At 73.6% G+C, this 19,864-nt stretch carries 13 protein-coding genes; 9 read left to right on the top strand and 4 right to left on the bottom strand.

What is annotated here, in order from left to right; translation table 11 throughout:
- The 9 genes from AB0C16_RS04280 to AB0C16_RS04320 all read left to right on the top strand — a co-directional run bounded on the left by AB0C16_RS04280 (position 1) and on the right by AB0C16_RS04320 (position 14,625).
- The gene (locus AB0C16_RS04280) at positions 1-720 is read left to right on the top strand and encodes a hypothetical protein (RefSeq protein WP_357678704.1); all 720 of its coding nucleotides are present in this window, start codon (positions 1-3) and stop codon (positions 718-720) included.
- Complete coding sequence (locus tag AB0C16_RS04285; protein WP_357678706.1) at positions 714-1,928, top strand: S8 family serine peptidase; 1,215 nt, start codon at positions 714-716, stop codon at positions 1,926-1,928. Before AB0C16_RS04280 ends, AB0C16_RS04285 begins: the two co-directional genes overlap by 7 nt.
- 155 nt (positions 1,929-2,083) lie before the next feature.
- Positions 2,084-2,884 carry a hypothetical protein gene (locus AB0C16_RS04290; RefSeq protein ID WP_357678707.1) on the top strand — a complete coding sequence of 267 codons (801 nt, stop codon included), beginning with the start codon at positions 2,084-2,086 and terminating at the stop codon, positions 2,882-2,884.
- On the top strand, positions 2,878-4,041 hold the full coding sequence (locus AB0C16_RS04295; RefSeq protein WP_357678709.1) for a S8 family serine peptidase: 1,164 nt from the start codon (positions 2,878-2,880) through the stop codon (positions 4,039-4,041). Before AB0C16_RS04290 ends, AB0C16_RS04295 begins: the two co-directional genes overlap by 7 nt.
- A gap of 22 nt (positions 4,042-4,063) precedes the next feature.
- Positions 4,064-4,423 carry a hypothetical protein gene (locus AB0C16_RS04300; RefSeq protein ID WP_357678711.1) on the top strand — a complete coding sequence of 120 codons (360 nt, stop codon included), beginning with the start codon at positions 4,064-4,066 and terminating at the stop codon, positions 4,421-4,423.
- Entirely contained in the window at positions 4,411-4,731 is a 321-nt protein-coding gene (locus tag AB0C16_RS04305) for an MGMT family protein (protein WP_357678713.1), read from the top strand. Before AB0C16_RS04300 ends, AB0C16_RS04305 begins: the two co-directional genes overlap by 13 nt.
- Before the next feature lie 91 nt (positions 4,732-4,822).
- Positions 4,823-7,675, top strand: coding sequence for a CDP-glycerol glycerophosphotransferase family protein (locus AB0C16_RS04310; RefSeq protein WP_357678715.1), 2,853 nt, complete (start codon positions 4,823-4,825; stop codon positions 7,673-7,675).
- 366 nt (positions 7,676-8,041) lie between these two features.
- The gene (locus AB0C16_RS04315; protein WP_357678717.1) at positions 8,042-11,362 is read left to right on the top strand and encodes a UvrD-helicase domain-containing protein; all 3,321 of its coding nucleotides are present in this window, start codon (positions 8,042-8,044) and stop codon (positions 11,360-11,362) included.
- Complete coding sequence (locus tag AB0C16_RS04320) at positions 11,356-14,625, top strand: ATP-dependent DNA helicase (RefSeq protein WP_357678719.1); 3,270 nt, start codon at positions 11,356-11,358, stop codon at positions 14,623-14,625. Before AB0C16_RS04315 ends, AB0C16_RS04320 begins: the two co-directional genes overlap by 7 nt.
- Here AB0C16_RS04320 and AB0C16_RS04325 read toward each other — a convergent pair.
- Genes AB0C16_RS04325 through AB0C16_RS04340 form a run of 4 tightly spaced genes read right to left on the bottom strand, consistent with a single transcriptional unit; the run spans position 14,616 to position 19,854 of the window.
- Positions 14,616-15,683 (bottom strand): type III PLP-dependent enzyme, encoded by a 1,068-nt coding sequence (locus AB0C16_RS04325; protein ID WP_357678721.1) that lies wholly within the window; start codon positions 15,681-15,683, stop codon positions 14,616-14,618. The genes AB0C16_RS04320 and AB0C16_RS04325 overlap by 10 nt on opposite strands.
- Positions 15,680-17,239: an IucA/IucC family protein gene (locus tag AB0C16_RS04330; protein ID WP_357678723.1), complete on the bottom strand. Its 1,560-nt coding sequence runs from the start codon at positions 17,237-17,239 to the stop codon at positions 15,680-15,682. Before AB0C16_RS04330 ends, AB0C16_RS04325 begins: the two co-directional genes overlap by 4 nt.
- Positions 17,240-18,721: an IucA/IucC family protein gene (locus AB0C16_RS04335; protein WP_357678725.1), complete on the bottom strand. Its 1,482-nt coding sequence runs from the start codon at positions 18,719-18,721 to the stop codon at positions 17,240-17,242.
- Entirely contained in the window at positions 18,718-19,854 is a 1,137-nt protein-coding gene (locus tag AB0C16_RS04340; RefSeq protein WP_357678727.1) for a siderophore biosynthesis protein, read from the bottom strand. The genes AB0C16_RS04335 and AB0C16_RS04340 overlap by 4 nt, the downstream gene beginning before the upstream one ends.
- Positions 19,855-19,864: the final 10 nt, after the last annotated feature.

Below are 19,864 nucleotides of genomic sequence, written 5' to 3' on the forward strand. Positions count from 1 at the left end.
GTGGACATCGCCCGCCCCTGGCCGACCCTGGTGGTGGCCTCCGTGCTGACGATGGTCTGCGCGGTGGCCGCCGGGGTCTCGGCCGGCGCGGCGGGCACCGAGCTCACCAGGGGGCCGACCAGGGCCGAGCTCCACGCCGCCGCCGAGCGGGAGGTGGCCGAGCGCTGGCGCACCTGGACCGCCGGGCGTGTCTTCCCGGCAGCCCTGCCCTACTCCGCGGAGCAGGGCGGTCGCGAGCGGGCCAGCAGGATCGGCATCTCGCCGCGCGCCGGCTGCGCCGGCGCGGTCGACTCCAAGGTGGCCACGGCGCTGCGCAGGGCCGGCTGCAGGGGCGTGCTGCGCGCCACCTACATCGACGCGTTACGCGGGGTGCTCGTCACCGTGGGCGTCGTCGCCCTGCCCGATGAGCTGAGCGCCGTGCGCGCCAAGGCCGCCTTCCCCGAGGGGGGCCGGCCCGTGCCCGGCCTGCGCCCGCTGGCCTTCAAGGACACGCTCTCCGACCGTTTCACCCCTTCCGTACGCCAGGCCGGTTCCGTCCGCCAGGCGGGCCCCTACCTCGTGCTGACCACGGCCGGACAGGTCGACGGGCGGCCCGCGCGGGCGGCCGGCGAGCAGCGACCGGCCATCTTCGCCTTCGCGAGCGAGATCTCCGAGCAGGTCCTGGCGGAGCTGAGCACGCCGCGGATGCCCGACTGCGGGGCCGAGGAGTGGCAGTGCTGAGGCGCGCGGCCGTGCTGGCGGTGGCCGGGGCGGTGCTGATGGCCGGCGACCCCGCCCTCGCCGACGAGGTGCGCGCGGGGCAGCAGCCGGTGATCGACACGCTGGCGCTGCCCGAGGCCTGGCGGACCAGCAAGGGCGAGGGCGTCCTCGTGGCCGTGCTCGACTCCGGCGTCGACCCGCACCACCGCGACCTGAACGGCTCGGTGACCGTGGGCAGGGACTTCACCGAGGGAGCCAACCCGCCGGGGGTGGCGCCGCGCCGCCTGCACGGCACCTACATGGCCTCGCTGATCGCCGGCCACGGCCATGGCCCCGGCGGCCGGCGCGGCGTGATCGGCGTCGCGCCCAAGGCCGAGCTGCTGTCGGTCCGGGTGATCCTGGAGGACGAGGAGCCGGGGTTCAGGGAGTTCAACTCCGCCGAGCGCTTCGAGGACGTGGTGGCCAGAGGCATCCGCTACGCGGTCGACCAGGGCGCCCATGTGATCAACATGTCGATCTCCAAGGAGCTGGCGACCAGGGAGGAGCGGGCCGCGATCCGCTACGCGATCTCCAAGGGGGTGGTGCTGGTGGCCGCCGCGGGAAACGACGGGGCCCGCCGGCCGGGCCGCGCCGGGGCCGCCCCCTATTCCTATCCGGCGGCCTTTCCCGGTGTGGTGTCGGTGGGGGCGACGGACCGGCGGCTGCGGCGGGCGACGTTCTCCAACTGGAACTCGTCGGTGCTGGTGTCCGCTCCCGGGGTCGACATCATGGGGGCCGGGCCCGGTGACGAGTACTGGGTGGGCAGGGGGACGTCGCAGGCCACCGCGCTGGTGTCCGGAGTGGCCGCCCTCATTAAGGCAAGATATCCGGATATGTCGCCCCCGCTGGTCGCGCAGGCCATGACCGCGAGCGCGACCGACCGGCCGCCCGGCGGTTACGACACGGGCACCGGGTTCGGCGTGGTCAACGCGGCCAAGGCGCTGACCGAGGCGGGCAGGCTGGCCGAGCACACCGAGACCGCGCGGGGCGGGCAGGCGCAGGATCCGGCGGCGCCGGTCGGCGGCGGGTCCGCGGGCGGCCCGATCAAGGTCGTGGTCAGGGACCAGACGCGGATCACGGTCTACGCCATGGTCGCCGTGGCGGCCGCCATGGGGTCGCTGGCATCCTTGATGTTGATATATGTCCTGGTCAGGCGCGTACGCCGCGCCCAGAGTCCCCAAGACGCATGATCCGCGCATCAAGGGGGACGAAATAGACACGAGCCGAGCCTGGGAACGAGGCGGTGGTGAAGTCACGTAGGTCCACCTCAGGGCTGCCACGCGGCACTGGAGCCACGCCGGGAGGGAGAAACCCGCTCGGGGCCCCAGCCGGCCGCCGCTCGCGCGTGCGCGCCTGGCCGGCGGCCACCTCCCGCCGCACCACGGCCGTCCGCGAACGCGAGGAGGCGGCGGCGCTCCGGCAGGGCGTGCGCTACCGCCGCTGGTTCGTGGCGCTCGTGGGAGCCGTGCTGGCCGTGTCGGCGGTCGTCGTGCTGATCGGCACCGTCGGGCTGTTCGCTGAGACCAGGTCGCGACCGCTGACCGGGGCCGAGCAGGCCCGCTACAAGCAGGAGGAGATCGCCCGGCGCTGGCAGGCCTGGCCCGCGACCGGAGTGTTCCCCGCAGAGGTGAAGTACGTCGGGCTCGACCGGGCCCAGCAGTACGCCCGGCGCGTCGGCATCGCCCCCGAGACCGAGTGCCGCGACGCCGTGGACACCTCGGTCGCCGGGATCCTCGACGACCACGGCTGCGTCGCCATGCTCCGCGCCACCTACATCGACCAGACGTCCACGTTCGTCTTCACGGTCGGCGTCGCCGTGCTGAAGGACGAGGACTCCAGGATCTCGGCCACCGAGCAGCTCAGCCAGGACGACCGGGTCGGCGTGCTGCCCGTCGCCTTCCCCGGCACGGTGACCGAGCGGTTCGGCAACACCCAGCGCCAGCGCACCGGCTGGGTCGGCGCGGGGCCGTACATCGTCTTCTCCACCGCGGGCTACGCCGACGGGCGCACGCGGGCCGCCATCCCGCCGGAGGAGATGCTCCACAGCGAGCTCTGGCCGGCCGCCAAGTCGATCGGCAACCAGATCGCCTACTTCTTGGCGGATCCGCCCAAGGTCCCGCCCTGCACCCAGGGGAACGTGTGCTGAGCGTCGTGCGCGCGCTGACCGCCGCGGCACTCCTGCTGCCCGCGCCCGCGGTGGACGAGCCGATACGCGAGCAGCAGCAGTGGGTCCTCGACGCGCTCAACGTCGAGCAGGCGTGGACGGTCACCAAGGGCGCGGGCGTCACCGTGGCCGTGATCGACAGCGGCGTCGACGCCGAGGTCAGGGAGCTGCGCGGCCGCGTGACCCTGGGCCCCGACATGAACTCGGCGTCGGTCGAGCGCAAGGTGGAGCCGGGCAGGCACGGCACCGCGATGGCCGCGCTCGTCGCCGGTTCCGGCGCCGGCGACGGGCTGATCGGCGTGGCGCCCGAGTCGCGCATCCTGTCGCTGCCGGTGGCCGTGACCGACGACCTGCCGGCCGACAGCCTCGACCCCCTGGAGGAGCCCGAGGAGACCACGCTGGAGAGCCCGCTGGCCCGCGCCCTGCGCTACGCCGCCAACCACGGCGCCAAGGTCGTCACCATGTCCATCGGCTCGTACGGGCCGGTCAAGTCCGAGCGCGAGGCGGTCTCCTACGCGCTGAGCAAGGGCGTGGTGCTGGTCGCCGCCGCGGGCAACGACGGGCAGACCGACTACGCCAAAGACAAGGGCACCTCCTACTGGAGCTTCCCCGCCGGATATCCCGGGGTCATCGGCGTGGCGGCCGTCGACAAGCAGGGCCGGCCCGCCGCGTTCAGCAGCGACAACCTGTCCGTGCTCGTCGCGGCCCCCGGAGTGGACGTGCCGGTCGTCAAGCGCACGGGCGGCTACGAGCCGGCCAAGGGCACCAGCCCGGCCGGCGCGCTGGTGGCCGGGGTGGCCGCGCTGATCAAGTCGCGCCATCCCGCCCTGCCGCCCGAACAGGTCGCGCAGGCGCTGATCGCCGGCGCCAGGGGGCGTCCGGCCGCCGGATACGACGACAAGACCGGCTTCGGCGTGGTCGACGCCGGCGCGGCCCTCAACGCCGCCGCGAATCTCGCGGGGGTCCGGTCCGAGGTGGCCGCGCCCGAGAACCTGCACTTCGGAGAGGGGAAAGACGCGCCGCCGCCGTCACGGCCAGGCCCCGATCCATGGCGCCTCTGGTTGTACGGCGGGGGCGTGCTGGTGGCGCTGGTCACGTTCTCCGGGGCCATCATCGTGCTCAATCAGCGTAAAGGTTAAAGATCCGCTAGGGTCGCGCGTCATGGGATACGAGCTCCGCGTGGTTCGGGAGGCACCGATCGCCTTCCCTGACCTCGCGAAGGCGATCTCGCCGGCCGGATTCGAGCTGCGCGGATCGCACGAAATCGTCGCCAGGCACGGCGGCGGCGCACACGCCGTGGGGCGTTGGCAGGATCAGGTGATCGGCGAGCCCGGCTCCGACTGGCAGGTGGCCCAGCTCGTCAGGCTGGCCTCCCTGCTCGGCGCCCGGCTCATCGGCGAGGACGGCGAGACCTACGCGCTGCGCGACGGCGTCCTGGAGGTCCTGGCCGACGGCACCGCGATGGAGATGGGCAAGTTCGACGAGATCATCGAGGCCGGTCCGGCCGAGTGGAGCCCGTGAACCCCTACGCCGAGCGCGTGCTCGAGGTGGTGGAGTCCATTCCCCCGGGCATGGTGATGTCGTACGGCGACATCGCCGAGTATCTCGGCGAAGGCGGGCCGCGTCAGGTCGGGCGGGTCATGTCGACGTGGGGCGGCGGTGTGCCCTGGTGGCGGGTCGTCCACGCCGACGGCACGGGTGCCCCTGACCACGAGCAACGCTGCCTGGTCCACTGGAGGGACGAAGGCACCCCTCTGCGCGGTGATCGTGTCGACATGCGGCGGGCCCGGTGGAGCGGGCGTTCAGGGGATTTTCAGGAAGGTGTTTGACCTGCGGATTCGTCTACTTGACGGATCCGTGGCAAATGACTCCCCTTAGCATGGGCTGAACAGTGATGGCGGTCCGAAAGGCGGTCCCCCGATGGCCACCGGCGTTACAGCCCAGAGCCAGGGCGGCGACCTTGCCGCCGACCGCCTGAAGGCTGTCCAGGACCTCTGCGATCGGGGTGAGTCACTCGAAGCGGTCATGCGGGCCGTGGGGCCTGGCGGTCGCGACGCGGCGTTCGACAGCGAGGTGCTCAGCGGTCCGCTGGGCGCCCGCATGGACCTCGCGGTCAAGCGCGGCGTGCCCCGCAGGCGCGAGCTGCTCACGTTGGTGCGCCCCTATCTGGCGGCCGTCGACGCCGGCGTCAAGCGCGAGCTGCCCGTCGCCCGGCGGCTCATCTGCCATCTGATCGAGCACCGGCCCGACGAAGAGCTGGTCGAGGGCGACACGCTGACCACGGTCGTGGCGGCCGCGGCCGAGCCGTCCAAGCGGATCCGCAAGGGCCTGCGCTGGTACGCCGACCTGCCGTTCCGCGACGAGCTCCCGCCCGCCCTGTTCCGGCTGCGCCGCGCCGACCTGGTGCCCGTCACCCACATCGACGACATCCAGTGGATCGACGGCAAGCTGCGGATCACCGGGTTCGCCTACCTCGCCGGGCTGTCCGTGCGCAGCCGCCGGTTCAACTGGGCGACCGTGGTGCTGCGCGGGCCGCGCTGGCTGCCGCCCGTGCGCCTGCGCACCCGCCGCGTGTTCGAGCCCGAGGCCACACACGGCGCCCGCGAGCCGGGCTGTAACTACGACTGGTCCGGGTTCTCCGCCGACCTCAGCCCGCTGGCGCTGCGCTGGCGCGGCGCGGTGCGCGGCCTGGTCTCCGCCGTGCGGCGGCGCATGCGCCACCGGCCCGCCGTCCGCGACGCGACGACGTGGCGCGCCGAGATCGTGTTCTGGAGCCGCGGCGCCAGGGCGACCGGCCTGCTGCGCGGCTCGTCGATCGGCCGCCCCGAGCGGCCCGCCGGGCGCAAGCTGCGGCCCGGGCTGTGGGCCAGGCCGGTCTGGACCTCCGACCGCGCCCTGCAGATCGTGCTCCAGCCCAACCGGGCCGAGCTGGCCGAGGCCTCTGTCCACGGCGACCGCCTCGACCTCAGGATCTTCCTGCCCGGCCGTACGGTCACCAAGGGGCACGCCCGCCTCGGCGGGCACCGCATGGCCGCCGAGTTCACCCCCGTCGCCAACGGCACCGAGGTCCTGGTCGGCCTCGCCGTCCCGGCCCTGCTGCAGGAGAAGGACGGCCGGCGGCTCTGGGTCGAGCCCAAGGGCGACCCCGCCGCGTCCGTCATGCTCGCCGATTCGGGAGAGATCCGGGCGCCGTCCGGCGACCGCGAGATCACCGTGCTCGGCGACCGCCGCGACCGCGTGATCGTGTCCGCCCACCGGATCCGCCCGGTGATCACCTCGGCGGTGTGGGAGGGCGAGTCGCTGGTCCTGCGCGGCCGCTACCCCGACGCCGCCGGGCCGCGTGTGGTGACCCTGCGCCACCGCTCGGGGCTGTGCTACTGGATCCCCATGGACCGCTCGGGCGACGAGTTCTCCGTACGGCTCGCGCCCGCGTCCATGGACCGCTTCGGTGAGGCGGTCCCGCTGTCGTCCGGCACCTGGAACATGTCGATCCGCCATCCCTCGGGCGAGATCGTCCCGCTGCGCATGGACCACGCGGCGCTGCCCGGCCTCGACGAGGACCCGCGCACGTTCGACGGCCGGGCCTACCGCATGGTGTCCACCCGCTTCGACGTGCCGGTGGTCACCGTCGAGGAGGCCCGCCCCGCCGACGAGAAGGGCGTGGCCGGCACCCATGTGCTGCGGCGCGTCTTCTACCCGGCGCAGCGCACGGAGCCGCTCAACGACGCCACCGTCTACGTGGCCAACGACGGGCGCCTCTACGCCGACAGCGTCCGGGCCATCTACGAGGAGCGGCTGCGCCGGGGCGACGACCGCGAGCACATCTGGGTCGTCAAGGACGGCGCGTTCGTCCCGCCCGGTGGCGCGACCGTGGTGCGCGCGGGCAGCCGCGAGCACCACGCCGCCCTGGCCAGATCCCGCCACATCGTGACCAACGCCTTCCTGCCCGTCTGGTTCCGCTCCCGCGAGGACCAGGTGGTGCTGCAGACGTGGAACGGCACCCCGGTCAAGCACATCGGCAACGACCAGCCCCACATGGCCCGCGACCCCCGCCCGCCGGTCTACCACCGGCAGGTGGCCGAGGTGCGCGGCTGGGACGTGCTGCTGTCGCAGTCGCCGTGGGCCACGCCGGTGCTGCGCCGGGCGTTCGGCTACCAGGGCGAGGTCCTGGAGAGCGGGCTGCCGCGCAACGACGTGCTCTCCTCTCCCGACCGCGACCGGCTCGCGGCCTCCGTGCGCGAGCGGCTGGGGCTGGCCGAGGGCAAGCGGGTGGTGCTCTACGCGCCGACCTGGCGTGACTACGACCGCAAGAACGCCATGGTCAAGCTCGACCTGGCGAAGGCGCGGGAGGCCCTGGGCGCCGACCACGAGCTGCTGGTGCGGGGGCATCCGATGCAGGCGGTGCCGGCGGTCCCGGACATCGCCCGCGACGTCACGACTTATCCGGATATGGCTGATCTCCTGCTCGTCACCGACGTGCTGGTCACGGACTACTCCTCGGTCATGTTCGACTTCGCCGCCACCGGCCGGCCCATCGTCTTCTACGGCTACGACCTGGCGAAGTACGCGTCGAAGCGGGGGCTCTACCTCGACCTGCCGGAGACCGCGCCGGGGCCGCTGCTGTCCACCTCGGCCGAGGTGATCGAGGCGTTGCGGTCGATCGACGAGGTGGCGGCCGCCCATTCCGACCGCTACGACGCCTTCCGGGCCACCTTCGCCCCCCGAGACGACGGCAAGGCCACGGCCCGGGTCGTCGACCACCTCTTCTCGTAGCCGCCCGCGTCAGACCTCCGACGCCGCCCAGTCGACGTGGGGTTGCTGATCAGCGGGGTCTCGCCTGGCTCGTCGAGGAGTCGGCTGTCGTCTGGCAGAGCTGTCGTCAGGCATCAGTGTCCACTCGCCGGCCGAGCCCACGGTCTGTCATCGAGCCGGACCGCGCCAAAGGGGGCGCAGGTGTACGGTTCTGGGCGGCGTGTCGGCGAGAACTTGGATATTTGCCTCGATATCGTTGGCGGATTCAGCGAGGAGACCGGTCAACTCGGCACGATCTACCCCTGTGGTCTGGTGGAATCTAGTGTTGTGAGTGGTCAGACCTGGCGGCTGGTGCGACGTGGGGGCGGGGGACCCGTTGAGGCCCCTGTGCTCGATGAGCACCAGCGTGCCGTGGTCCGGCACCAGAGCGGCCCGCTGCTCGTCCTCGCGGGTCCCGGCACCGGCAAGACCACGACCGTGGTCGAGTCCGTGGTCGAGCGCATCGAGCGGCGCGGGGTCGATCCCGAGCGGGTGCTGATCCTCACCTTCAGCCGCAAGGCCGCGGGAGAGCTGCGTGAGCGGGTCACCGGCCGCCTCCGCCGCACGACCAGAACCCCTCTGGCCCTGACCTTCCACAGCTACGCCTACTCCCTGCTCCGGCGGGAGGCGGTGCTCGCCGGGGAGCCGCCGCCGCGTCTGCTCACCGGCCCCGAGCAACTGCTGGAGGTCCGGCGGCTGCTGCACGGTGAGCTCGAGGACGGGGCCCCCGATTGGCCGGCCTCCCTGCGGGAGCCGCTGAAGACGCGCGGGTTCGCCGAGGAGCTGCGCGACTTCCTGTCGCGGGCGAACGAGCGCGGGCTCGACGGGGAGCGCGTGGAGGAGCTCGGCAGACGGCACGGCAGGGCCGACTGGGTGGCCGTCGGCCGGTTCGCGCTGCGCTACCAGGCGCGGTTCGACCTCGATCCGGAGCCGGCGCTGGACTACGCCGAGCTGATCAGGGCCGCGGCGGCGCTGCTGGCCGATCCCGAGGTGCGTCGCAGGGAACGCGCGGCTCACGATGTGGTGTTCGTCGACGAGTACCAGGACACGGACCCGGCGCAGGAGCTCCTGTTGCAGCAACTGGCCGGCGACGGGCGCGACCTGGTCGCGGTCGGCGACCCCGACCAGTCGATCTACGGGTTCCGGGGGGCCGACGTGCGCGGGATCCTGAAATTTCCGGAACGGTTCCGCACCCTGGACGGGCGCGACGCCCCGGTTCTGGCCCTGCGCGTCTGCCGCCGCAGCGGTCCCGACCTCTTGGAGGCGTCCCGTCGCATAGCCACCCGCCTCCCCGCCGCCCCCCTCCCCGATTCCCCAGCCGTCCCGGCCCCGGCCCGTCCGGGCGTTCTGGCTCCGAAGTCCCCGGCCGTCCCGGCTCCGGACCTTCCGGCCGTCCCAGTCCCCGACCTTCCGGGTGTCCCGGTCCTGGACTCTCAGGCCGTCCCGGCCCCCACCTCCTGGGACGACTCCCCGCGAGCCGGGGAGCGGCGGGTGCACGGGCATCGGGAGCTGGTGCCGCTGGCCGAGGCTGACGCCGGCGAGGTGCGGGTGCTGCTGGCCGACAGCACCAGCCAGGAGGCGGCGGTCGTGGCCGACACGCTGCGCCGGGCTCACCTGATCGACGGGGTGCCGTGGCATCGGATGGCGGTGCTCGTGCGATCCGCCACCCGGCAGGTGCCGCTGCTGAGGCGGGCCCTGGTCAGTGCCGGCGTGCCCACGATGGTGGCGGGCGACGAGGTGCCGATCGCGCAGGAGCCGGGCGTGCGGCCCCTGCTGACGATGCTCAGGGTGGCTCTCGAGCCCGGCGAGCTCGACGAGGGCGTGGCGGAGGAGCTCCTGACCGGCCCGCTCGGCGGCACGGACATGATCGGCGTCCGCCGCCTCCGCCGAGCCCTGAAGATCGCCGAGAACGAGGCGGCCGCACTGGATGAGGACGGCGCCGTCCCGGGGGAGGCGGCGTACCCGTCGAGGGTGCGTTCGTCCGGGGAGCTGCTGGTGGCGGCCGTGAAGGACGTGCGGGAGCTCACGCGGGTGGAGCCGCACATCGCGCTGCCCGCCGAGCGGGTGGCCGGGCTGCTGGCCACGGCCCGCGAGGCCGTACGGCGGCAGGGCACCGCCGAGGACGTGTTGTGGGCCGTCTGGCAGGCCAGTGGGCTGGCCGAGCGGTGGACCGAGCTGAGCCTGGGAGGGGGCGCCAGAGGGGCGCAGGCCGACCGCGATCTCGACGCGGTGGTGGGGCTGTTCGATCACGCGGCGAGGTTCGTGGACAGGATGCCCAAGGCGGGTCCCGAGGTGTTCCTGGACGACCTGGCCTCGCAGGAGATCCCGGGCGACACGCTGGCCGAGCGGGCGCCCGACGGCGACGCGGTGCGGGTGCTGACCGCGCACCGGTCCAAGGGGCTCGAATGGGATGTGGTCGTGGTCGCCGGGGTGCAGGAGGGCGTCTGGCCCGACCTGCGGCTGAGGGGTTCGATGCTGGGCGTGGAGGATCTGGTCGAGGTGGTGGAGGGGGCGCGGCCCAGCGCGGCGTCCCTGGCCTCCAAGCTGCTGGCCGAGGAGCGCCGCCTGTTCTACGTGGCCGCGACGCGGGCCAGGAAGAGGCTGGTCGTCACGGCGGTGGGCGGCGAGGACACCGACGAGCGGCCGTCCAGGTTCCTGAGCGAGCTGATGCCGGGGGCCGTCGACACGGCCACGGTGGACGACCGGGCGCGGTGGCTCAACATGTCGGCCCTCGTGGCCGACCTCCGGAGCGCGGTGACCGATCCCACTAAGTCAGCAAAAGTCCGGCAGAAGGCGGCTCAGCAGCTCGCCCGGCTGGCCGCCGCCGGAGTCCAGGGCGCCCACCCCAACGACTGGTACGCCCTCACGACCATGACCGACGACCGCCCCCTGAGCTGGCCGGACGACATCGTCAGGATCTCCCCGTCGGCGGTCGAGAGCTTCAGCAAGTGCGGCCTGCGCTGGCTGCTGGAGACGGCCGTCGGGGCGGCCGGCACCAGCTCCGCCCAGGGGCTCGGCACGGTCATCCACGCGCTCGCCGTGCTGGCCGCGACCGACCTGCCGAACGAGGACCTGCTGGGCGAGCGCCTCGACGAGATCTGGAACGAGCTCGACTTCGGCGGCGTGTGGTTCAACCGCAAGCAGCGCCAGGTGGCCGAGCAGATGATCGGCAAGTTCCTGCGCTGGCACAAGGAGAACCCTCGCGAGCTGGTCGCGCTGGAGGAGGCCTTCATCGCGACCGTGAGCGACGGCGTTCAGATCAAGGGCCGGGTCGACCGCGTGGAGCGCGACTCGGAGAACCGCGCGGTGATCATCGACCTCAAGACCGGCGGCTCCAAGCCCAAGGCCGGCGAGCTCGACCGCCATCCCCAGCTCGGCGTCTACCAGCTGGCCGCGCTGCTCGGCGCGTTCGCCAGGCACGGCATGACCGAGCCGGGCGGGGCCGCGCTGGTCCAGCTGGGCAAGGCGGCGGGCAAGAGGGAAGCGCTCGAACAGGAGCAGGGCGCGCTGGCCGACGACCCGAACCCCGGCTGGGCCAGAGACCTGGTCGACACCGTCGCGGTCGGCATGTCGGGCCCGTTCTTCCAGGCCAAGGTCAACGACGGCTGCCGCACCTGCGCGGCCAGGGCCAGCTGCCCGGTCAACGACAACGGGGGTCAGGTGTGCTGAACCCCGCCGAGCTGGCCGCGAAGCTCGGCGTCCTGCCGCCGACCCCCGAGCAGGCCGAGGTCATCAAGGCCCCTCTCGAACCGATGGTCGTCATGGCGGGCGCGGGCTCGGGCAAGAGCGAGACCATGGCCGGCCGGGTCGTCTGGCTGGTCGCCAACGGCATGGTCAGGCCGGAGAACGTGCTTGGGCTGACCTTCACCCGCAAGGCCGCCGCCGAGCTGGCCACCCGGGTGCGGGAACGACTGGCCGGGCTGGCCGAGGCCGGCCTGGTGGAGCCGGGGCTGCTCGACGAGGAGCCGACCGTCTCCACCTACCACGCCTACGCGGCGCGCCTGGTGACCGACCACGCGCTGCGCGAGGCGCTGGAGCCGACCATGCGTCTGGTGACGCCGGCCGTCTCGTGGCAGCTGGCGTCGAGGGTGGTGGCCATGTACGACGGGCCGATGGACCGGATCGAGCTGGGCCCGCCGTCGGTCACCGCAGCCGTGCTGGAGCTCGCGGGTGAGCTGTCGGAGCACCTGCGCACCGCCGCCGACGTGCGGCGGGTGGGGAAGTGGCTGGCGGAGCGCCAGGCCGGGCTCCCGGGCCGCATCACGCTCGCGCAGCGCAAGCCCGGCACCGTACAGGCCGCGAGGGAGCAGTTGCTGCCGCTGGTGGAGGCGTACGAACGGCTCAAGCGCGCCAGGGAGGTCATCGACTACGGCGACCAGATGTCGCTGGCCGCCAGGATCGCCGCCAACCACAGGGAGGTCGGCGAAATCGAGCGCTCCCGGTTCGCGGTGGTGCTGCTCGACGAGTACCAGGACACCAGCCACGCCCAGCTGGTCCTGCTCAGAAGCCTGTACGGCAACGGCCACCCCGTCACGGCGGTGGGCGATCCCTGTCAGTCGATCTACGGCTGGCGCGGCGCCTCGGCGGGCAACCTGCGCCGGTTCCCGTCCGACTTCCGCACCGGCGCCGGCGATCCGGCCCCGGTGCGGCAGCTCGGCGTCAGCTTCCGCAACGGCGACCGGGTCCTCGACGTCGCCGCCCGGGTCCAGCTGCCGTTGCGCATGGAGGCCCGCGAGGTGCCGGTGCTCGTCCCCGGCGCCAACCGGGTCGACCGTGGCCGCGTCACCTGCGCCTTCCACGAGACTGCCGAGGACGAGGCGAAGTGGATCGCCGACGGCGTCGCCGCGATCCTCGGCCAGGAGGTCGCACCCGACGGGCTGCCGTGGGGCGACGGCGAGCGCAAGAAGACGCCGGCCCTGCAACCGCAGGACGTGGCGATCCTGGCGCGGAGGCGGTCGCAGTTTCCGGCGCTGCGCAGGGCGTTCGAGGAGCGTGACATCCCGGTCGAGGTGGTGGGCCTGGGGGGCCTGCTGACCGTGCCGGAGGTCAACGACATCGTGGCCACGCTGCGGGTGCTCTACGACCCGACGGCGGGTGACGCGCTGGCCAGGCTGCTGGCCGGGCCGCGCTGGCGGATCGGGCCCGCCGACCTGCGGGTGCTGGGCGAGTACGCCAGGGAGCTGAACCGCGAGCCGCGCGAGGGCCGCCGGGAGCAGGACCCGCTCGACCAGGTGGTGGCGGACCTGTCCGAGGAGCGTGGCAGCCTGGTCGACGCCCTCGACGAGCTGCCCGACCGGGAGGCGTGGCTGGAGTCGTTCTCGCCGCTGGCGAGGACCCGGCTCGTGGCGCTGGCCCACGAGCTGCGCCAGCTCAGGGCGCACACCGGTCAGCCGCTGCCCGACCTGATCACCGAGGTGGAGCGGAGGCTGGGCCTGGACATCGAGGTGGCCGCGCGCGGAGGCACGGTCAGCGCCTTCGCCGCCCGGGCCGACCTCGACGCGTTCCTCGACGCGGCCTCCCGGTTCGCGGGCGACTCCGAGGATCCGACGCTCGGCGCGTTCCTGGCCTATCTGCAGGCGGCGGAGAGCGAGGAGTTCGGGCTGGAGGCGGGCCGGGTCGGCGAGAGCAACAGCGTCAAGCTGATGACCGTCCACGCGTCCAAGGGTCTGGAGTGGCCGGTCGTGGTCGTGCCGGGCCTGTCGCAGCTGGTCAGCTCGAAGGGCACGATCGCCAGCGGCAGCATCTTCCCCGCCACGCCGGTCACCAACAGTCGCTGGACCGACAATCCGCGCAAGCTGCCCTATCCGCTGCGTGGCGACGCCGGCGACCTGCCCCGCCTGACCGGGCTGAGCAAGGAGGAGCTGGCGGCGTTCGAAGAGAGCTGCCGCGAGCGCGACCTCATGGAGGAGCGGCGGCTCGCGTACGTGGCCGTGACCAGGGCGCACTACCACCTGATCGCCTCCGGCTACCGCTGGGGCACCGCGTCCAAGCCGCTGGAGCCGTCCGACTTCCTCCTGGAGATCCGCGACACGGCCGACCGGGTCGCCTTCTGGGCGCCCGCCCTGGCCGACGGCGCGACCAACCCGTTGCTGGCCGAGCCCGCCGCGGCCGTCTGGCCGGTCACGCCCGAGGGCCTGCGGTACGAGTCGGTGCTCGACGGCGCCCGCCTGGTGGAGGGCGCGCTGGCGGGCGACCTGGAACCGGCCGAGGACGAGCCGCTGCGCCCGTTCGAGGAGGAACGCGTCCGGGCCTGGGAGCGCGACACCGACCTGCTGCTGCGCGAGCGGGAGCTGCACCGGCGGCGCGGCGCCACGACCGTCGGGCTGCCGTCCAGGCTGACCGTGTCGTCGCTGGTCACGCTGGCGGCCGACCCTCGCGAGCTGGCTCGCCGGATCCGCCGCCCGGTCCCGGTCAAGCCGGCGCCGCTGGCCCGCCGGGGCACCTCGTTCCACAGGTGGCTGGAGTCGCGCTGGGATCAGCAGCGGCTGCTCGACGACTTCGAGCTCCACGACCTGGACCGTGAGGAGGCCGAGGAGGCCGACGTGCGTCTGGCGGAGCTGCAGGAGCTCTTCGAGCGGAGCGAATGGGCTGAACGCCGGCCGCTCGACCTGGAGGTGCCGTTCGAGACCATGATCGCCGACCGGCTGGTGCGCGGCCGGATGGACGCGGTCTTCGAGCTGCCCGGCGGGCGCTACGAGGTGGTCGACTGGAAGACCGGCGAGCCGCCGAAGGGCAAGGGGGCCAAGGCCGCGACGGTGCAGCTGGCGGCCTACCGCCTGGCCTGGTCGCACCTCGCGGGGGTGACCCTCGACCGGGTGGGCGCGGCCTTCCACTACGTACGCGCCAACCGGACCGTCCGCCCGGTGGACCTGCTCGACGCCGACGGCCTGGTGGCGCTGATCGAGGCGGTGCCGGTCGGCCCTCAGACGTAGTGGAACTCCGGGTGGGGGTGCATCAGGAAGTCGTGGTGGGAGATGTTCCAGGCGTAGGCCCCGGCCATCGCGAACACCACCGTGTCCCCCATTCGAACCGAGGTCACGATATTTCGGGCGAAGACGTCTTTCGGGGTGCACAGCTGGCCGACGAGCGTGACCGGTTCGTCCGTCACGCCCGGTCCGTCGCCCGTGGGCAGGACGGTGAACGGCTGGTCATGGCCCTTGGTGACCGGCGTGCGCAGGTGGTGGGTGCCGCCCAGCAGGATGGCGTACGCCTGGCCGCGCACCCGCTTCACGTCCACGACCGTGGTCACGTAGTGGCCGCAGTAGGCGGTCAGCGCCCTGCCCGGCTCCACCCGCACCCGCTGCCCCGCCCGCCGCAGCCCGGCCAGCCCGCCGCCGTAGCCGGCCCAGTCGAACCTCGCCTCCGGCGCCGCGTAGTCCACGGCCATGCCGCCGCCCAGGTTGACCTCGGCGTGGTCGGTGTCCAGCAGCCGCTCGGCCAGGCCCAGCAGCCGGGCGGCGTCGAGGCCGCTGGCCAGATGGGCGTGCAGGCCGCGCAGCCGTACCCGGTCGGTGAAGAGCGGCAGGCACTCCTCGACGCCGGCCTCGTCCATGCCGAACGGCCCGTTCATGGTGAGCGCGGCTCCCTCGACGGGCAGGTCGGGGTTGACCCGGAGCAGCACGTCGGCCTCCCGGCCGGTGGCGAGGAGGCGGCGCAGCTCGTTGGGCGACTCGACGTGCAGGCGGTGGCAGGGCAGCCGCAGCTCGGCGTCGGTCTTGCCGGGACCGCCCAGGGCCAGCGGCCTGCCCGGGAGGAGCGCCGCGACGTGCGCGTGCTCGCCGCCCGAGGACACCTCGAAGCCGTCCACGTGCCGGGCCAGCACGCGGAGCAGCTCGGGGTCCGGGTTGGCCTTGACGGCGTAGTAGAGCTCGATGTGCGGCAGCGCCCTCCGTACCTCGGCGGCGTGCTCGTCCAGCGCGGACAGGTCGTAGACGTAGGCCGGGACGCCGGACGCCCGGAGGGCGGCGGCCCGGACGCTCGGGCTGATCATGCGAAGGGATTGGCGATCGGAACATAGCCGGCGGACCGGTCGGCCGCCCTGGCCCAGCGGACGCTCAGGTTGGCCTTGGCGGGCAGCGGGTCGCCGGCCAGCAGGTTGGACAGGGGGAGCGGCCAGCCGAGGTCGGCGGCGTGCCGGGCGAGGATCTCGCGGGCCGCCCGCCACAGCTCGCGCAGCAGCTCGTCGCCGTGCGGCGCGGCCAGCGTGGCGGCGATCTCGGTGAGGTGGTTGACCAGCAGGCAGTAGACCACCCGGGCCCAGCCGCGCTCGGCGTCGTAGGTCAGCGCCTGCGCCACGCGCGACGCCATGCCGCCGAGGTCGTGGCGGCCCGCGGCCAGCTTGGTGCCCTCCAGGTCGCGGAAGACCGCCTCGACGGGCAGGCCCGTGGCGTCGTCCAGGCCCACGAGTACGTTCTGCAGGTGGGGCTCCAGGATCACGCCGTGCGCGAAGTACAGCTCCAGCACGGGCAGCGCCACCACGGAGACGTACGCCGTCCACCAGGCGAGCGGGTCGCGGGCCGGCGCGTCGAGGGCCAGGGCGCCGGCCAGGACGGGCACCACGCCGGGAGAGCACACCGACCACGGGCTGGCCCTGACGATCACGCCCAGCCCTTCGAGCAGCCGGGTGCCGAGCGCGGCCGAGCGGTAGCCGGGCTCGGGCAGCCATCGCGTGCCCGGCAGCCTGGCGGACACCTCGTCGAACACCGGGCCGAGCCGCGAGGTCAGCTCCACCGCCCCGGCCAGTTCGTACCAGGCGTTCTTCCGCACGCAGTTGGTGATCCGGACGTCCAGGCTGAACTTCAGGCACGCCCCCGCCTTCGCCGCGTACACCGTGCGGACCGACGAGGTGGGCACCACATCCGGGCCCGGACCCAGGTCGGCCAGCTCCGCCCCGAACGCCGGGCGCAGCAGATCGAGCTGCCACGGGTGCGCCGGGAGCAGCAGGTAGCCGGACGGCGCCTCGCCCAGCGCGTCGAGCGCCGACGCGTCCCCCTCCTCGGCGAGCATGTCCTCGCGCACCCCGAGCAGCCGCACCGGGAACTCCGCGTGGGCCTCGGGCGCGTAACGCAGCCAGTCGTGCTCGTCACCGCCCCGCGCCTTGGGGCTGGGATGGAACGGGTGCCCGTAGACCAGGGCCTGCTCGGAGGCCAGCCATGGGTCGGCGGGCGGCTCGGCCCCGGCCCTCGCCGCGAGGATCGCGGCCACCGCCGCCCTGCTGGCCGCCACCTGCCGGGCGAACTCCCCGTTGTGGGCGGCGGGCAGCCCGCCCGACAGCTCGGCCTCGGCGAGGCGGACCAGCTCGCCGGAGGTCAGCGGGTGCCAGGCGCCGTTGTCGAGGCGCTCGGCCGGCCCGTCGAAGCGCAGCGCCGCGCCGCCGTGGGTGCGGACGCGCAGCAACCGTTCCGCCACCCTGAGCAGAAGGTACGGCGGAGCGGGCCAGACCAGCCCCCGGGGGCCGGCCACCTCCCGCACGCAGCAGCGGAGCAGGGCCGCCAGCGTCGCCTCCTCGGCCAGCGTGGCGGGCGCGTCGAGGACCAGACCGTGCATTCAAGCTCTCCTCAGATAGTTGGGCCCGCTGGTGCCGTAGAACTTGTTGATGTCAAGCGCTCCGGAACGCTCCTTGGCCACGAGGGTCCCGGCGGTGAGCATGGACTTGCCGGTGAGCCTGGCCGCGTCGAGTGTCCTGGCCCGCAGCAACCTGGCCATGGGGTCGCCGCCGTGCTCGTCGAGCGCCTCGGCGAGGGTGTCGCGCAGCAGGGCCGCCGCCCGCCGGTGCGGCAGGGCGCCGAAGACGACCGCGGCGGCGGCCAGGTGCAGGGTGATGGTCACGAACACGTCGGCCAGCGCGTGGGGGTCGTCGGTCAGCATCCGCCGGTCGGCGAAGGCCGGCGCCTCGATCCCGGCCGCGGCCAGCCGGGCGGGGGAGGCGAGCAGCCCGTCGTTGTCCTTGACCAGCAGCCGCATCCGGCCCTCGTGGAAGACCAGCGACAGGTTCTGCTGGTGCGCCTCCAGGGCCACGCCGTAGCGCACGAACAGCCGCACGTGCCAGCGCAGCAGCACGCGCAGATAGCCGGGCAGCACCTCGCCCAGCTCGGCCCGCACTCCGGGCACGTTGAGCGCCGCCACCGGCACGATCGTCCCCTCGGGCAGCCGCCGCACCATCCAGGCGAGGTACTCGTGGCCGGCGTGCGCGTAGGTCTGCTCGTCGGCCAGCAGCACGTCGGGGTCGGCCAGCCGGCGCAGCAGGAGCTCCGCCCGGGCGCCGTCCTCGAGTGTGCCGGCCTTGATGGAGCGGCGGTTGCGCGCACCCAGGGTGCTGGTGGGCAGGGGCAGCTTGAGATGCGTACGGGGGCCGACCTCGACGGTCCGCATCGACAGGGTGGGCCGCACGGTGAGCCGGGACTCCTCCAGCAGCCGCACCCCGCCGGCTTTCCGCACCTCGTCCACGGCCAGCGGGTGCACCGGGAACAACACCCCGTCCGCGGCGAGACCGGGCGCGACGTCGGGCGGGAGCGCGGCGGCGGAGCCCGGCGCCAGCGCCTCCCGCGACACCACGACCCACCTCAGCTCGAACGAGGGCGCGAACTCCGGCGCGTAGGCGAGCAACTCCGAGGCGGACAGCCCGAGCCGGGCGCGGGACGTCGGGTAGACCGGATGGTCCGCGAAGGCGGCCAGCGACTCGTAGGACGGCCCCGAGGCGAGCACGGAGGCGAGCCGGTCGTCGTGCAGTCGCGAGGCGGCCAGCGCCTGCGTGCACTCCTCGGAGAACGCGGCCACCCCCTCAGCGTCCGCCGGATCGGCGACCTCGGCCAGGGTGTCGAGCACCTCGCGCAGCCGCAGCCGCTCCTCCGGCGCCACCACGAAGTCCTGGAACAGCACGCCGGGCGCCAGCCGCACGGTCCGCCCGCCGGCCAGCGTCACCCGGACACCCTCCCGGCTCCGGCTCACCCGCGACGACAGTCTCCCGTAGTCCTCCCGCAGCAGCGCGTCCAGCACACGGGCCGCAAGGTACGACTCGCGCTCGCTCACCCGACCACCCACGGCCGGGCCGCGCGGTAGGCGCCCACGGCGGCCTCGACCCGCTCCCTGTCGGGCCCCACCGCCCGGATCACGCCCAGATAGTCGCGGTTGGTGTGGGTCCGCCGGACGACGTCGCCCACGGACCGCAGCGGCCGGTGCCACAGCCGGACGTCCCCGGACTCCACCGACTCCGCTCCGGGCGCCGACCTGATCGTTCCCGACCGGTCGGCGACCAGGCTCACCGCGCTGCCGTAGCCGGAGCTCTCCGGCACGGGCGGCACCGGCTCCCCGAGGTGCACCCGCAGGATCCACTCGAACAGCGGCACCCCGAGCACGTCCGCCAGCAGGAAGTCGCAGTGGTCGCCGATCACCCGGTAGTTGACCTCGACGATGCGCGGGCCGGCCGGCGTGATGACGTACTCGGTGTGGCAGGCGCCGAAGCCCACGCCCAGCGCCCGCAGCGCGGCCAGCACGTGCTCGTGCGGCCCGCCGGGGGCCCAGTCCAGCCGCTCCTCGACGAAGTGGGGCAGCGGCCCGAGCGTGGTCTCGAACCCGCCCAGCACCCGCAGGCCGGCGCCGTCGCCGAGTGTTTCGAGGGTGCGCAGCGGCCCCTCCAGGTATTCCTCCACGACCAGCGCCTCGCCGGGCCGGCGCTTCCTCACCCCGGCCACCGCCCCGGCCAGGTCGCTCTCGACCAGCACCACGTCCTCGCTGGCCACGCCTTCGCGCGGCTTGACGACCAGGGGGTAGGGGAGGTCGTCAGGCACGGGATCGCCCGGCGCCAGCCGTACCGAGCGGACCCGCTCGACGCCCGCCTCGGCGAGCCGGCGACGGGTCAGGAACTTGTTCTTGGCCGACAGGCAGGCCCGCCAGTCCTTTCCGGGGAGCCCGAAGTAGTCGGCGGCCAGCGCGGTCTCGGCCTGCAAGTGGTCGGAGTTGGTGAAGATCGCGTCGGGCCGGCCGAGACCGGCGATCACGTCGATCACGGCCCGTGGGTCGCGTACGTCGCAGGCCACCGCGCCGGGGTGCCGGTCCGGCCGGTCGGTGAGGATCGTCACCTCGCAGCCCAGGGCCCGCGCGGCGGGCAGGAACCCGTCGGTCACCGAATCGGTCGGCTTGATCGCGGTCATGTAGAGCCGCAACGCGTGGCAC

It is taken from the genome of Nonomuraea sp. NPDC048916, from assembly GCF_040649575.1.
In the GTDB taxonomy this organism is placed as follows: Bacteria; Actinomycetota; Actinomycetes; order Streptosporangiales; family Streptosporangiaceae; genus Nonomuraea.

Bases quoted from the DNA above. Each gene is read 5' to 3' on its own strand.
- AB0C16_RS04300 (WP_357678711.1), top strand. From the start codon at position 4,064: ATGGGATACGAGCTCCGCGTGGTTCGGGAGGCACCGATCGCCTTCCCT.
- AB0C16_RS04325 (WP_357678721.1), bottom strand. From the start codon at position 15,683: ATGATCAGCCCGAGCGTCCGGGCCGCCGCCCTCCGGGCGTCCGGCGTC.
- AB0C16_RS04330 (WP_357678723.1), bottom strand. From the start codon at position 17,239: ATGCACGGTCTGGTCCTCGACGCGCCCGCCACGCTGGCCGAGGAGGCG.
- AB0C16_RS04310 (WP_357678715.1), top strand. From the start codon at position 4,823: ATGGCCACCGGCGTTACAGCCCAGAGCCAGGGCGGCGACCTTGCCGCC.